General features: G+C 45.7%; 12 protein-coding genes. 6 read left to right on the top strand and 6 right to left on the bottom strand.

The features are described 5' to 3' along the window. The first annotated feature begins 510 nt into the window (after nt 1-510). The 4 genes from QVO39_RS08815 to QVO39_RS08800 are packed head-to-tail and all read left to right on the top strand — an operon-like array spanning nt 511 to nt 4,514. Entirely contained in the window at nt 511-2,097 is a 1,587-nt protein-coding gene (locus tag QVO39_RS08815; RefSeq protein WP_021903859.1) for an ArnT family glycosyltransferase, read from the top strand. A gap of 14 nt (nt 2,098-2,111) precedes the next feature. Then, on the top strand, nt 2,112-2,849 hold the full coding sequence (locus QVO39_RS08810; protein WP_288171969.1) for a glycosyltransferase: 738 nt from the start codon (nt 2,112-2,114) through the stop codon (nt 2,847-2,849). Nucleotides 2,850-2,863: 14 nt separating this feature from the next. Continuing rightward, nucleotides 2,864-3,496: a lipid-A-disaccharide synthase N-terminal domain-containing protein gene (locus tag QVO39_RS08805; protein WP_021903857.1), complete on the top strand. Its 633-nt coding sequence runs from the start codon at nt 2,864-2,866 to the stop codon at nt 3,494-3,496. A gap of 4 nt (nt 3,497-3,500) precedes the next feature. Next, the gene (locus QVO39_RS08800; protein ID WP_021903856.1) at nt 3,501-4,514 is read left to right on the top strand and encodes an NAD-dependent epimerase/dehydratase family protein; all 1,014 of its coding nucleotides are present in this window, start codon (nt 3,501-3,503) and stop codon (nt 4,512-4,514) included. Nucleotides 4,515-4,519: 5 nt separating this feature from the next. Here QVO39_RS08800 and QVO39_RS08795 read toward each other — a convergent pair whose 3' ends face one another. The 6 genes from QVO39_RS08795 to fdxA form a co-directional block, all read right to left on the bottom strand. Then, nucleotides 4,520-6,184, bottom strand: a complete 1,665-nt coding sequence (locus QVO39_RS08795) for a M28 family metallopeptidase (RefSeq protein ID WP_288171968.1) — start codon at nt 6,182-6,184, stop codon at nt 4,520-4,522. A 211-nt stretch (nt 6,185-6,395) separates the two neighbouring features. Beyond that, complete coding sequence (locus tag QVO39_RS08790) at nt 6,396-6,560, bottom strand: hypothetical protein (protein ID WP_021903854.1); 165 nt, start codon at nt 6,558-6,560, stop codon at nt 6,396-6,398. Nucleotides 6,561-6,596: 36 nt separating this feature from the next. After that, a complete protein-coding gene (hemN, locus tag QVO39_RS08785) occupies nt 6,597-7,961 on the bottom strand; it encodes an oxygen-independent coproporphyrinogen III oxidase (protein WP_021903853.1) in 1,365 nt (454 codons plus the stop codon). Next, nucleotides 7,942-9,171 carry an MFS transporter gene (locus QVO39_RS08780; protein ID WP_021903852.1) on the bottom strand — a complete coding sequence of 410 codons (1,230 nt, stop codon included), beginning with the start codon at nt 9,169-9,171 and terminating at the stop codon, nt 7,942-7,944. The genes hemN and QVO39_RS08780 overlap by 20 nt, the downstream gene beginning before the upstream one ends. A 6-nt stretch (nt 9,172-9,177) precedes the next feature. Beyond that, entirely contained in the window at nt 9,178-11,268 is a 2,091-nt protein-coding gene (locus QVO39_RS08775) for a TonB-dependent receptor (protein ID WP_021903851.1), read from the bottom strand. A gap of 499 nt (nt 11,269-11,767) precedes the next feature. Further along, the gene (fdxA, locus tag QVO39_RS08770; RefSeq protein ID WP_018028853.1) at nt 11,768-11,935 is read right to left on the bottom strand and encodes a 4Fe-4S ferredoxin; all 168 of its coding nucleotides are present in this window, start codon (nt 11,933-11,935) and stop codon (nt 11,768-11,770) included. A gap of 721 nt (nt 11,936-12,656) precedes the next feature. On the opposite strand from fdxA, the gene dapA reads away from it, so the two are divergent. After that, entirely contained in the window at nt 12,657-13,583 is a 927-nt protein-coding gene (gene dapA, locus QVO39_RS08765) for a 4-hydroxy-tetrahydrodipicolinate synthase (RefSeq protein ID WP_288171967.1), read from the top strand. Between the two features lie 29 nt (nt 13,584-13,612). After that, a complete protein-coding gene (locus QVO39_RS08760) occupies nt 13,613-14,866 on the top strand; it encodes a nucleoside permease (protein WP_021903849.1) in 1,254 nt (417 codons plus the stop codon). The last annotated feature ends 18 nt before the right edge of the window (nt 14,867-14,884 follow it).

Raw genomic sequence — 14,884 nt, 5'->3', positions numbered from 1 at the left:
TACATTTGCAGTTCAAAGAGGCATTCTGTCTTACACACTTTTTGGGATACTACCGAAACGAGACTCTGCATGAATCTATAAGGACGTAAAAGGGTATGCGTCCGGCATTGTCTTTTCAATGGTCATTCCATAAGCATTAAAGGTCGTGGCGGAAATGTCCCTGTGATTTTTGATCAATCGAGGGCTCTTCGACTAACCTGTGAAGCACTTTTAAGGAGGGTGTCAAGGTGAGGAGTTCCAATAAGCGTAGTGTTTACACAAATGAAAGCTATGAACTCATCGCAAAGAGATAAATAGAAAATACGCAGACTTCCATATAGAGTGTCAAATAGTCGGAATACAAGAAAAAACAATCAATAAGTACCCGACTAAAGCAATAAAAATTCAGCCTGCGGAATTGAGGGAGTTCTTAAAGGTATGGGTATCTCACCCATTCTAGCTATATTTGCGTTGCATTATGAGTTAGAGACAATAATCTTACGCCTACATTCAAAAAAGATTACATAGTTAGTGGCTACAATAGCAGAGAAACAGCTGAGCAGCAAAGCGTTTTACATGGCTTTCTGCTTTGCATTATTACCGATATTACTGTTGCGTGATTTTACACCTTCAAACGAACTGAGGTACCTCAGTATCGCTGATGAGGCGTTGCGGAATGGCACTTTCTTCACGTTTTACAATCACGGTCTTCCCTATGCAGATAAACCACCGCTTTACTTCTGGTGGATCATGCTAGGGAAATGGCTCTTCGGAACGCATCAGATGTGGTTCCTAACCTTAGCATCAATGGTTCCGGCACTGATCACCACTCGGGTGATGGAGCGGTGGGTGGCACCCGAGACCGACGAAGATACGGGCAAAATAGCTCGTATGCTACTGCTGACGGGTGGGCTCTTTACTGGAATGGTGGTGACACTACGAATGGATATGCTAATGTGTATGTTCATCGTGTTGTCGCTCCGCACATTCTATACGATGTCGACCTCTGCAGAGATTCCCAAACGGGGAGGGTGGCTTTTTCCCCTCTATATTTTTCTAGCAGTGTTCAGCAAAGGACCCTTTGGACTACTCATTCCACTACTTTCGACTGTAGTTTATCTCCTCATTACGGGGCGTATCAGAGAGATGGGTCGCTACTGGGGGTGGCGTACGTGGGTGGTACTGGTGCTCCTATTTGTGGCATGGTTTGGCTGTGTCTATGCCGAGGGAGGCATGGAGTATCTCAATAACTTGGTATTCCACCAGACGATAGACCGTGCTGTAGACGCCTTTCACCACAAAGAGCCTTTCTACTACTATGGCCTCTCTATCTGGTACTCCATTGCACCTTGGTCACTTCTAGTGATTCCTCTGATGTTGGTAGCTGCTTTCAAGGGTGGCTTTAGGAGTGACCTAGAGCGTTTCTTTTTCGTGGTGTTTCTCACCACTTTTATCTTGCTTTCTTGTGTCAGCTCTAAGCTACAGGTCTACCTATTGCCTGCTTTCCCTTTTGTGATCTACCTAGGGGTGCTCAATCTTTCAAGGTTTAGTGGGCAATTATGGGTGCGACTATTATTCATCATCACGGCTACTATTTTTATTTCGGCACTTCCTCTGGTATGCTACTTTGCTCTTTATAATGCCGACACTGCCATCCTCGATCACGCACTCATTTACTTTGCCGCTGCCATCATGACGCAAGGTGGGGTGGTCGCACTGAGGAATGCCTTTAGAGCACAAGGAAGCATAGAATCTGGATTGTGCACCCTAGTATATTCCCTTACTTGTACTATCTTCTTGGCGGGTTGGGCACTGCCTTCAATCAATCCGTGGATAGGATACGGAGCCTTGTGCCAGGAAGCGAAGGAAATGGCGAAGGAGGTGGGAGCGGAGCAATATATTGCTTATGGAATGCACCGTCCCGAAAATATGGATGCGTACCTTGAGCAACCAATTATAATAGTAGAAAAAGAGGAGGTAGAGACCATTTATGCACTTCCTAATGCTGTGGTGATGATGCCTGCTAATTATCTGGAAGAGCTGGGGAATGTGGAAGCAGAGGTCTTGGGACCCTATGCGATCATTAGATCGGACGAACTACAGCAGAATAATAAATGAGATTGAGAAATAGAATGAGTGTAAATAAAACATCGGAATACGAACTGACCATCATTGTGCCAGTTTTTAATGAGGAGAGTAATATCTATCCGCTTGAAGAAAGGCTCTCGGCTTTTTTACCTGAGGCACTCTGCAAGAGCTGTGTGCTATTTGTGGATGATGGGTCTAAGGATGGTAGCCTTGGGCGGATTCAGGAGGTTTGTGCTCGGCAGAGTGGCTTCTATTATCTAGCACTGGCAAAAAACAGCGGCTTGAGTGCTGCACTAAAGGCGGGTATTGATGCAGCTCAATCAACGTATGTGGGCTATATGGATGCGGATCTACAGACGGCTCCAGAGGATTTTAATCTCCTCCTCCCCTATAGTGAGGAGTATCAGCTGGTGACGGGTATTCGGGCTAATCGTAAGGATACGGCATTCAAAAGGTTTCAGTCGCGTTTTGCCAATGGTTTTCGTAACATGATGACGCACGATGGCATGCAGGATACGGGGTGTCCACTAAAGATTATGCAGAGTGACTACGCTAAGCGGGTCCCATTTTTCACTGGGATGCATCGATTCCTCCCTGCCCTTATCCTCCTTCAGGAGGGAAAAATAAAGCAGTTACCTGTGCGTCACTTTCCTCGACTGCATGGGGAGTCAAAGTATCACCTTTGGAACCGTCTGTGGGGACCATTTATGGATTGCTTCGCTTATCGCTGGATGAAGAAGCGCTATATCAATTACAAGGTTTCGGAGGGCAATTTTCAGTAACCTGCTTATGACAAATGAGTAGTAATAATGCCATACTTTCGATCGGCTTCCTTGCTCAAGCTTTTTTCTCGGCACGCACGTTGGTGCAGTGGATCCTATCGGAAAAAGCGAAGAAGGTGCTCTCGCCCACTATTTTCTGGGTGCTGAGCCTATTGGGGGCCTATCTTCTCTGCATCTACGGATGGCTCCGAAATGACTTTGCGATCATTCTTGGGCAGTTTATCTCTTATTATATCTACCTTGCCAATCTTAAGCTCAAAGGGGTATGGCAACGACTCCCAAAGGTGATAGGATATCTGCTATTGGCAACACCTATTGTAGCGGTGGCCTTTGTAGCACAGGATGCCTCTGCCTTTGTCGCTCGCTTTTTGCATAATGAGGAGGTGGCACTCTGGTTGCTAATATTTGGCTCGGTGGGGCAAGTGCTCTTTACGCTCCGGTTTGTCTATCAGTGGATCTATTCACAACGGCGAAAGGAGTCTCAGCTACCAGCAGGTTTTTGGATCATTAGCCTGACCGGTTCTCTCCTCATCCTGACCTACGGCATCATCCGAGCAGATGCGGTGTTGATTGTAGGGCAGATGTTTGGTGCAGTGGCCTACGCACGCAATCTTTGGATCATAACGCACGAAAAGAAGAACTCATAAGGAAATGAAGGTATTAGTGACAGGAGCAGCTGGATTCATTGGGGCTGCATTGGTGAAAGCTCTCGTGACTGAAGGGCATGAGGTAGTGGGCATGGATAATATCAATGATTATTATGCACAATCCATAAAATATGCTCGCTTAACCGATGCTGGCATTGACACCTCTACCATCGCTGAGGGTCAATCTGTGATGAGTACCCACTCACCTAGATATCAATTTGTGAAGATAGACCTGACCGACCGTGTAGCAATGGATCGGCTCTTTGCTACTCACCATTTTGATGCTGTATGTAATCTTGCAGGACAGGCGGGGGTGCGCTATTCAATCGAGAATCCTTTCTCCTATGTGGATAGCAATGTCTATGGCTTTCTAAATATCCTTGAAAATTGTAGGCATTATCCGGTGCAGCACTTGGTATATGCCAGCTCAAGCAGTATCTACGGAATGAATGTGCAAATCCCCTACTCCGAAGAGGATAAGACGGATAGCCCGGTTAGTCTCTATGCTGCGACTAAAAAAGCCAATGAATTGATGGCTTTTTCTTATAGTAAACTCTATGGCATTCCAGCTACCGGGCTTCGCTTCTTTACGGTGTATGGTCCGTGGGGGCGGCCAGATATGGCTCCTTTCTTATTTATGAAGTCAATCCTTGAGGGCAGGCCAATTCGTGTTTTCAATCACGGTAATATGCAACGCGATTTTACCTATATTGATGATATTATCAATGCGGTACTCTTGGTTTTGGCAAAACCATCTTCAGCAGCGGTGCCTCATCGGGTTTACAATATTGGGCACTCTAGCCCTGTGCAGCTAATGGACTTCATTAAAGTGATTGAAGAGGTGACAGGACATCGAGCGATCATGAAGATGGAGGAGATGCAACCTGGCGACGTGACTTGCACTTATGCCGATATAACCCACTTTCAGCACGATTTCGGTTTCGTACCCCGTGTCTCTATCCAACAAGGCATCCACTCCTTTTACCAGTGGTTCCAAGAGTACGCCTACCTATTCTAGTCCATTTAAAGAGGTGACTTCCCTTGGAAAGAGGCTTCTCTGATGGCTTTGAATTCAGACGTATCGCTCCAAGCGGGGAAGTTACTTTCATTGGCGAGTTGCCACCCTATCTTGAAGAAGAGCTGGGCATCCTCTACATTGCCAGAGAGGTCGGCCGACTGCTCGTCAAATTCATCTGCCGGTTTATGGTAGGCCGTCTCCCAGTAGTGTGCTATCTGTGCTTTTGCCCACTCTTTACCGTGCTCTCGGCTCTCCTGCCACCCTTTTATAAAGAGGGAAGGGATGCCTACTTTGGCAAAACTAAAGTGATCTGAGCGGTAGTACATCCCATTTTCGGGGAAGGGCTCTGGGGCAATGTACCGGTCTTGTTCTTTCGCAAAACGCTCGGCATAAGCATCAAGTTCCGATTGGCCGAAGCCAGTGATAGTAACATCTCTCATCCGCCCCATTGGGAGGGGTAGCTCATAATTAAGGTTGGCAACTGTCTTATTTGGTGGAAAGAGGGGGTTGAGGGCGTAGTAGAGCGATCCTTGCATACCTGTTTCTTCGGCGGTTGGGGCAAGGAATACCACCGTCCGCTCTGGTTGTGGTGCTTGGGCAAAAGCTTTGGCCGTCTCCAGCATACAAGCAACGGCAAGGGCATTATCTGCGGCACCATTGTATATGGAGTCGCCGTTGTCAGGGACACCAATACCAAAGTGATCCCAATGAGCGGAGTAGACGATGCACTCATCCTTCCTACTTTTGCCCTCAATAATGCCTACTACATTGTGCGTGATATCCTGCTTTAGGTCATTCTGAATAGTAAGACTCATATGGGTATTTAGGGAAAAGGCTTTGAACGATGGATCTAGCGCATCCTTTTTAGCCTGTGCAAAGTCCAAGCCATTGTATTCAAACATCTTTTGGCACGCCTCTTCGGTAATCCATCCAGCGAGGGCACACTGATCCATATTGTTATTCTCCGTCAGTAGGTAAAGGTTGGTACCCGAGGTATTGGAGAGGGAAGCCCAGGGATATCCAGCTGCAGCGGTTTCGTGAATGACCAGCACGCCCTTAGCTCCATGACGAGCTGCTTCCTCATATTTATACGGCCATCGACCGTAATAGGTCATTGCCTTTCCATTGAAAAGCGAAGGGTTTTGGGTGGCAAATCCAGGGTCATTGACCAGAACAAGCACCACCTTATCCCGCACATCAATATCGGCAAAGTCGTTCCATCCATACTCGGGTGCCACAATGCCATAGCCTGCGAATACCACTTCTGCCTCTTGGATTTCTACCCGATCAGTGATGTGAGGGGTTTTGGCAAGATAGTCTTTGCCATTGTAGAGTGTCAGAGACCCTTTAGGCAGGTTCAGCGTGATGGTAGGGCTTGGGTGGTAGGTCATCCCCACCATTGGCACTTCCTGCAGATAGCTACCATTGTAGGGGGCTTTGAGACCAATCTTTTCAAACTCTTTGGCAAGATACTCAATGGTCTTTCTTTCCCCTTCAGTAAAAGGTTTACGCCCTTGAAATTCATCTGATGCTAGCACCTTTACATGTTCAGCTAGCGTCTCGACACAAATACTCTTTTCAGCAAGTAACACCTGCTGTTCTCTGCTGCTACACGCTGCTATCAAAGGAAATACTAGGAGGATACTCCACTTTACCACACTTACGTTCATAATGTGTATTATCTTAATTGTTATGCACGTGACCCAAATCTCTGACTCACTTATCAGCAAGGTACACAAAATTGAGAAACCAACTCCCTTTTTTTTTTGCAAACGACTACTTTCTTTTGAATGATTCATCTCTTATCTTAATGTTGAAGTTCTCTTCGGCAACATTAATCAATTCTTCCAACGCTTCATTATAAACAGTCTGCCTAAAGAGCTACTCCTCCAGCTCTCGCTTTCTCCTCTTCAATTCAGCAATAGTCTCTTTATGTTCCTCACCTCTGCTCTGGTTACCCACACGCTCCTTGCCACGTTGTGGGCGCCCACCTTGTTGTCTCTTTTTCTTTGCTTTCATCTCCACATCACTTTTTTTCAAATCCATAAAAACGCTATTAAGCCGACTTTAATAGGGGGTGCCTTAGACTGGTTTGGAGTAGATCTTACCACCTTCACTCTGGAGAGGGTCAAGACGAGAAGCGACATAACGAAGAAGCGGGGAGCCTGGAGTCGCCATACGCACTTCATCATCAGAGAGTAAAATCAAGCCATCTAGTGCCATCGCCTCCATCTCTTTTTCATTAAAAGCAGTTGCCCCCTTCACCTCTTCTGGAGTTAGTTGAAGTCTTTGGGCAAGGTCGCTCCACGAGATGCGCTCATTGCACATAAAGGTGGTGATCACCTCTCGAATAATTCTTTGTTCCCTAGTAAGCAACAGACCACGATCAATAGGTAGGTGACCCGACTTGATGGTCTTAAGGTAAGTAGGGATATCCTTGGTATTCTGTACATATGCCGAAGTAAGCTGTGAGATAGCCGACACTCCAAAAGCATAGACCTGCCCTGTGGTACGACGTGTGCAGTACCCCTGGAAATTGCGGTGTAGTGTTCGTGCCACCGCTGCTTGGTGAAGCTCATCCGAAGGAAGGACAAAGTGATCCAATCCTATCTGTAGATAGCCACTATCTAGGAGCAGTTTCCTAGCACGCTGATACATCTCCTCCTTCACCTCCGAAGAGGGTAGTCCCTTCTGCTCCAAGATCTTTTGGGCAGGGAACATTGATGGGACGTGTGCATACGAAAAGGTGACTAGCCGACTAGGGTGCAAAGCAATGGCTCGCTTGATGGTCTCCTCAAAACTCTCCACCGTCTGTAGTGGCAAGCCATAGATAAAATCCAGATTAAGGGGCACTCCATAGCCCGACATAATCCTTTGCACCTCCTCTATCGGAAGGAGGGGTGGCATGCGATGAACCGCCTTAAGCACCTCAGGATTAAAGTCCTGCACCCCCAAGCTCACCCTTGTAAAGCCAAGAGAAAGCAATGCCCCATACCCCTCACGCGTCAAGTGACCAGGATGGCACTCAATAGCGATCTCTGGCTTTTCAATCACCGAAAAGCGAGAGGTCAATCTATCAATTACCTTACCCAAGAGCCTTGGATCCGCAAGGCTCGGACTCCCTCCGCCAAAGTGTATCTGTGCAATATTACGAGAGCTATCAATTCGCTCAATCACCCTATCTATCTCACTCAGCACCGCCTCAAAGTAGACATCGTCATCCTCCTCCTTACTTCTCAGGTAAGAATTACAGCCACAATAAAAACACTTCTGTTCACAGTAAGGAAAGTGGATATAAAAAGAGAGAAGCGACGGCACCTCATCATTGGACTGCTCCACAGCCTCCAAGAAATCTCGCTCCCCGATACCAGCATGAAAGAAATTGGCAGGGGGATAACTAGTATACCTCGGAACAGGACGATTGTACTTATCTAATAGCGGAATCATCTATTACTTTCTTTGGATTGTAAAACCATATATATAGCGTTGTGAGTAGCCCCATTACTAGTGAAAGGGTAAATAGACCTTGGTACCCAGTCACATCGGCTACACGGGCAAAGGAGATAGAGAAGAGCATAGAGCTCAAGTGAGTCACCACGATTTGGAGAGTAAAATCAGTCCCCTCCCTACCCGATCGCACCAAGTCCATACTAGTAGTATAGACCAAAGTGGAAGCCATCCCGTAGGTAAGCCATACCGACCCAATAGCCACAAATATAAAGGGGGTATGCTGTCCAAGGAGACCTCCATTATAGGTGATTAAAAAGAGCGTAGAGGTACCTACAATCAGTAGCGACACAAGTCGCCTCATCCACTTTCGGCCCAGATACTTCACCCCGAGACCCGATAAAAAAGAGCCTAGAATACCCATAGCGGTACCACAGATACCCACGATAAAACCAATCTCCTTCATCTCATATCCAAAGTCCACCATCATAGGGCGAAGGTTGGAAAGCAGACCGATGATACCAGTGTAAAAAAGGAGTAGAAAAATGACATGCTTGTATATCCCCTTTTGCGTGAAGAAGGTGAACATATCCTTAGGTCGTGCCATAGGACGCTCCTTTTCGGCTGTTGGTTGGAGCTCAATTCCCTTATTCTGCAAAAGTGGAATCAGGGCAACCAATACAAAGAGTGACACCCATGGTAGCATATGGTGCCACCCAAGCTTGTGAAAGAGCACCAATAGCACCCCACTACCCACCATACTACCGGCAAAGGAGCCCATCGACTGCATGCTATTAATCAATCCACGATCACTAGGGTGAAAAGAGCGAGCCGCCAGCGCATCGGTAGCAATATCTTGAGTCGCCGACATCAGGAAAGCAATGAAAATCAGCCCTATAACCAAGATTGGAGTAGTATCCAATTTAAGAAGTGCCACTACTAAAATAATCAAAGCATAGAGTATCTCCGAGACCACAATCCACCGCTTGTAGTCCAGCACCTCCTTAGTATGCCGGTCCACCAATGGCGACCAAAGGAATTTAATAATCCACGGAATCTTAATCAGCTTAATGAGCGCAATAGCGGTGAGCGAATAAGCTCCTTGCCGCATAAGTATTGGTAATACTGCGGCAAAGAAGCTCATCGGCACCGATTGCGCAATGTAGAGCGAAAAGAAGGTGAATAGGTTGTAAGACTTTTGTCGCCCCATTTAGCCTTAGAAGTTGAGTTCTACAGTCACCCCAGCTTTAAGAGGTGCACCTGGCTTACCCATATTCCTTCCACTTTGGGTATAGAAGTAGCCTAAGTAGTAGCTATTCAATAGGTTGGTACCCCAAAGTGTACAAGTAAATCCAGCACGCTTAAAAGATAGAGACGCATCTAGGAGCTGGTAGAAGTCCTGCTTTACCTTATTATCCTCATGCCAATACATATCACCGATACCTCTATAACCGAGGTGGATAGTAGCACTATCTAGCAACTGACCCTTGAAAGGAATCCGATATTGCGTATTCACTGCCAATGTATGCTCTGGCACAAAGGGGAGATATTTACCCCCAAAGTCAATCCCCTTATCCGTTACATAATCAGTAAACTTCGCATTAGTAAAACCGTATGAAGCCGAGAGCCCCCATTGCTTAGTCAGCTGAGCATCCAGTGCAGCCTCCAGACCGATACTTCTAGAAGCACCTGCGTTATAGGTAACCTGGCCTGTTACAGGAATTATTTTACTCAGTTGTTTATCTCGCGTTGTCACCGCAAAGGCCACCAACTCTGTCGTCAATCTACCAGGAATGATCTCACCCTTAGCACCGACCTCATAATTCCAGCTATGCTCGGCATCGTAAGAGCGATTTTCAGTACCTACATAGACAGTATTGAAGCCTCCCGTCACATACCCCTTAGTTACTGTAGCATAGACCTGAAAGTCTGGCACTATAAAGTACTGAAAAGAGACCTTAGGACTTACTTGGACGAAAGGAAGGGAATTATCACTCTCCGACTTCTTGCCATTTTTATCCTCCGAATAGGCTAGTCGGCTTTTCTCGTAATCAACACGGACACCCGCTTCTATCTTAAACTCCTCCGAAAGAGAGAACTTACTCTGGTGATAAAGTGCTGCGCCCCAAGTAAATTGGTCATTCAAACGCTTGATAAGCACCGACTTAGGCTTATTGATCGTCACATCCACATCCCTATTGATCTGCTGTTCAAATGCAAAAAGGCCAAAGCTCCAATTGTACCAACCCTCATTTTTACCAATCATAGAGAGCTCCTGTGAGAAGAGACGCTGCTTCTCCTTTTGTAATGCATAGTAAAGGTCTTTAGGAGAACCATCTTGATCCACATCATAGCTTGCATTCACGATATGCGAAGAGAGCTGTCCTTTGAGCAAAAACTTATCGCTGTGGTAGGACGCAGAAAGGCCACCATCGTAGATCAGGCGAGTATACTCACTAGGGTGATCCAAACTAATCGTAGGCACCTTCATCGTCTCCATATCTACAGTACCATAGGTAAAGGCACCCTGCTTTACATAGTCTACGCTCTGAGTGAGCCTATAGAGTGTATTCTCATTAGGAGAGTACTCCAGCTTGGCATTCACTCCTCCCTTATCGGCTTTATCGGCACTTGAGTCATCAAAACTATTTACGAGATACCCCCCTAGATGCTGATAGTTACCTGCAATAGAGTAAGCCCAGTGCGTACCCACCCGAGCTAGTCGAGACGCATCTACACGCACTTCATTGAAACGACCGTAGCCCACTCTAACTTTATTCCCTTGGTACTTAAATGGTGAACGAGTCTGCATCAAGATCACTCCGCCAATGGCATTTCTACCAAAGGTAGTGCCTTGTGGTCCTCTAAGAAACTCTAGCTGCTCTACGTCGTTTAAGGAGAGATCAAATGTAGACTTTTCAAAGTGAGGAATACCATCCACATACATCACTACCGCTGGCTGTAGCTTTGAGCCAATACCACGCACCAATACCGAAGAGGTATGAGGGGTATCACGATCAATCATAATGAAGTTAGGCACCATTCCAAGCACCTCCTTCACGCTATTAACATTCCTAACCTGTAGTTGCTCAACCCCCAACGAGGTAGAGCTAATGGGTTCAACTCGAAGCTTAGACTGCTCCTTAATCCCCATCACCACAACATCTTCTAGTGAATATTGCATCCACACTGAGTCCAGAGGAGTAGGTCCTGAGATAACCGGTTCATTGGCATAAGTAGTTAAGGACAGCGCACCTAAAGTCGCTGCCAGCATAGAGGATCTAACCCCCAAGAGTTTATAGCTCATACGTTTCATTTTAATTCAATAGTAAGTATAGATTTATTTAATGACTTATAATTCCTCTTAGAATAGTTAAACTTTCGCAAAGGTACCTTTTTTTAGCAAGTTACACGAGATTATTCGAAAATAGGCTCCAAAACATACATATTGAGAATGTTGCACGAGGTGCCATTCTCGCACCTTTGAAGCAAATGTGCTGATACTTTGCACGAAGGATGAGATGCAAGGCAACCGTTAGGGTGCCAAGGTACCTAAATAGGCACTGAGGATAAGACCGAAGGGAGCGTACTCACGTACGTGACCGAGGCCAAATTCTGAAAGCAACTTTATGTACCTTGGCATCCTTACGGAAGCCTAGGCGCAGCAGATCGCCTTCGTGCAACTGTCTCATATTGTAAGGAGTAGATACTTAATCTAGTACCAGCTAACCACTAAAAACAAAAAAATGCGCGATGGTAGACTTTTGCTACCACCGCACATCTGTTTTGCAAGTTATTCGTCCTTATTACTGAGCAATAATTGAGTCAGTAGGACAAGCCTCTGCACAATTACCACAATCAATACAAGTATCGGCATCAATAGAGTAGATATCACCCTCAGAAATTGCCCCTACAGGACACTCGTCAATACAACTTCCACAAGCGATGCATGAGTCTTGAATAAAATGTGCCATAATAAAAATGATTGTTTCTTAATGATTAGTTAATTATTCGCTACAGCAAAGATACCAATAAATAGGTATTCACACATAGTTTTCAAGCAGAAAATACAGTTTTTCCTCATACTTTATGGGTAGAGCCCCTATTTTATAGCCCTCAGTTACCCATATAAATCTGCTCCATATATACGGTGTATATGAGTATTGACAGAAAAATCATCAGCTTTACAACACACAAGACGCTGTTTGAGAGAGAAAAACATCAATCACCATTCGACCCCTTGTCTATTGAACCACATTATTTATAGGACAAAGATGCCATCTCTTGCCCTCCATAAAACCCCTATACTAGTAGGGTAAAAGTTGAGATGCAACTAAGCAATCGGCGAGATGCAACTCGTCAATTGCTTAGTTGCAACTCGCCGATTGCTTAGTTGCATCTCAATAAGTGCCTTTATATAACCCTGAATTCCAGTCGGTTGCAAATGAAGCTTCGGGAACCCCATTATTGTTAAATTTTCACCCCGTTTCGCGGCATTTATTTCTAGAAAGTGAGCGTTCCATGGGGATAAGAACAGATCTGGCGCCAAACATGCCCGATAAATAAGAGTCCTCATAGTGCCCACCACTAATAGATAACCACGTGATTTTTTAGGTTGTATAGAGCACCGATCTCAAAATTTATTTATAAGTTTGCTTATCAGTTATGGGGAGAAGGATAGATTACATTTTTTATATGAGTCGTACGAAAGAGCGTTTATATTTGAGGGGTCTTGGTACTGCCCTTGTCACTCCCTTCAAGCAAGATAAAAGTGTAGACTATGACGTACTGGAGCGTCTAGTAGAGCGACAGATAGTGAGTGGTGCCGATTTCTTGGTAGTTTTGGGCACTACTGCAGAGACTCCAACCTTGAGCGAGGAGGAGCAAGACAGGATTATCCACACTTGCGCCAAGGTGAATAATGGTAGGGTGCCAATGGTGGTAGGAGTGTCGCATAATGGCACACTAAGGGTGATCGATCGCCTAAGAAGTATGCCTCGGGATGGCGTGGACGCAGTATTGGTGGTATGCCCCTACTACAATAAGCCGTCGCAAGAGGGTCTGTACCAACACTTCCGGGCGGTATCAGAGGCTTCTCCATTGCCCATTGTGCTCTATAATGTACCAGCTCGCACCTCAGTGAATATGTTGCCTGCCACCACTATTCGGCTAGCTAATGATTGCCCAAATATCATTGGGATTAAAGAGGCGAGCGGTATCGTAGGCCAAATTGATGCTGTATCTAAGCAGCGCCCAAAGGGCTTTTTTGTGCTAGCAGGCGATGATACTATTACTTTCCCTCTTATGACGATGGGTGTGGATGGGGTGATCTCGGTGATTGGCAATGCCTTTCCGCGTGAGTTTGGACGGATGGTGCACTTGATTGAGGAGAAGCAGTATGATAAAGCTCTTAAGATACATCACTTCTTTAAGGAGCTTTTCACCCTCCTTTTTATCGATGGCAACCCAGCTGGGGTGAAGTGTGCCATGGCTGAGCTTGGACTACTGGATGAAAACCTACGGTTGCCTCTTGTGGAGATGCAAAGCCCTAATAGGGAAGCCATGATTCAGCTGATAAGTGACATGCGTAGTGATAATTTTTTGAATGAATGTATGGAATAATGCCATTCAGGCATATAGATAACTAGTTTATGGGAAGAGATAATGGTGCACTGAAGCTGAGACTGATCATCATGAACTTTCTGCAATTTGCAGTTTGGGGAGCATGGTTGATTTCACTAGGTGCTTACTTAGGGGGAACGTTACACTTTACGGGGCTACAGATAGGTAGTTTCTTTGCTACTATGGGAATTGCCTCTATTTTTATGCCCACATTGATGGGTATTGTGGCGGATAAGTGGATTCCAGCGGAGCGACTAATCGCCTTGTGTCATTTATTTGCAGGAGTGCTGATGATCTATGCAGCTCAGAGGGTGGATTATGCAGGTCTTTACAGCTTTATCCTCTTGAGTGTCTGCTTTTATATGCCTACTCTTGGGCTCACCAATTCTGTGGCATATAGTAAGTTGGGGGAGGCGAATCTCGACGCCGTGAAGCACTTTCCCCCCATCCGGGTATTCGGCACCATTGGATTTATTGTGGCCATGCTCATTGTAGATTGGACAGGAGCAAAACTTACCCATGTACAGCTATACATCTCTGCTGGGCTCTCTTTTGCACTGGCACTCTATATGCTTACGTTCAAGCCCACCCCTATCGTCAAGGTAGCAAGCTCTTCTAGTAAAGGTCTTGTAGCAAAGCTAGGGCTCGAAGCCTTTAGGCTATTTAAGGAACGAAGGATGGCTGTATTCTTTATATTTAGTATGCTGCTAGGGATCTGCTTGCAGATTACCAACGGCTTTGCTAATGATTACTTGGTGAACCACTTCGGGAGTATGCCAGAGTATGCTGATAGTTTTGGAGTGAAGTACTCAAGTACCCTTATCTCACTATCGCAAATATCTGAGGCACTCTGTATCCTTTTAATCCCCTTTTTCCTGAAGCGATTTGGAATCAAGGTGGTGATGCTGATCAGCCTCTTCGCTTGGGTACTGCGGTTTGGCTTTTTAGGTTTAGGTGACCCAGGGAGCGGGGTTATATTCCTCATTCTCTCGATGCTTGTGTATGGAGTAGCCTTTGATTTTTTCAATATCTCGGGCTCTCTTTACGTAGACCAGAATACCGACATTAGTATTCGTAGCAGTGCTCAGGGGGTATTTCTGATGATGACCAATGGTTTTGGCTCTTTCATTGGATCGTATGTAGCTGGTTGGGTGGTAGATGGATATGGATACCCCAATTCGTGGTTCATCTTTGCCACCTATGCTCTAATTATTACCATTGCGTTTTATTTCTTATTTCATGACAAACCAAAAACAAATAACACCTATGGACAATATGCTTGATCTATTGCGCACACGACG

It is taken from the genome of Porphyromonas sp. CAG:1061, from assembly GCF_000435035.1.
In the GTDB taxonomy this organism is placed as follows: domain Bacteria; phylum Bacteroidota; class Bacteroidia; order Bacteroidales; family Porphyromonadaceae; genus Porphyromonas_A; species Porphyromonas_A somerae.
This window is presented reverse-complemented; position numbering and strand designations above follow the sequence as displayed.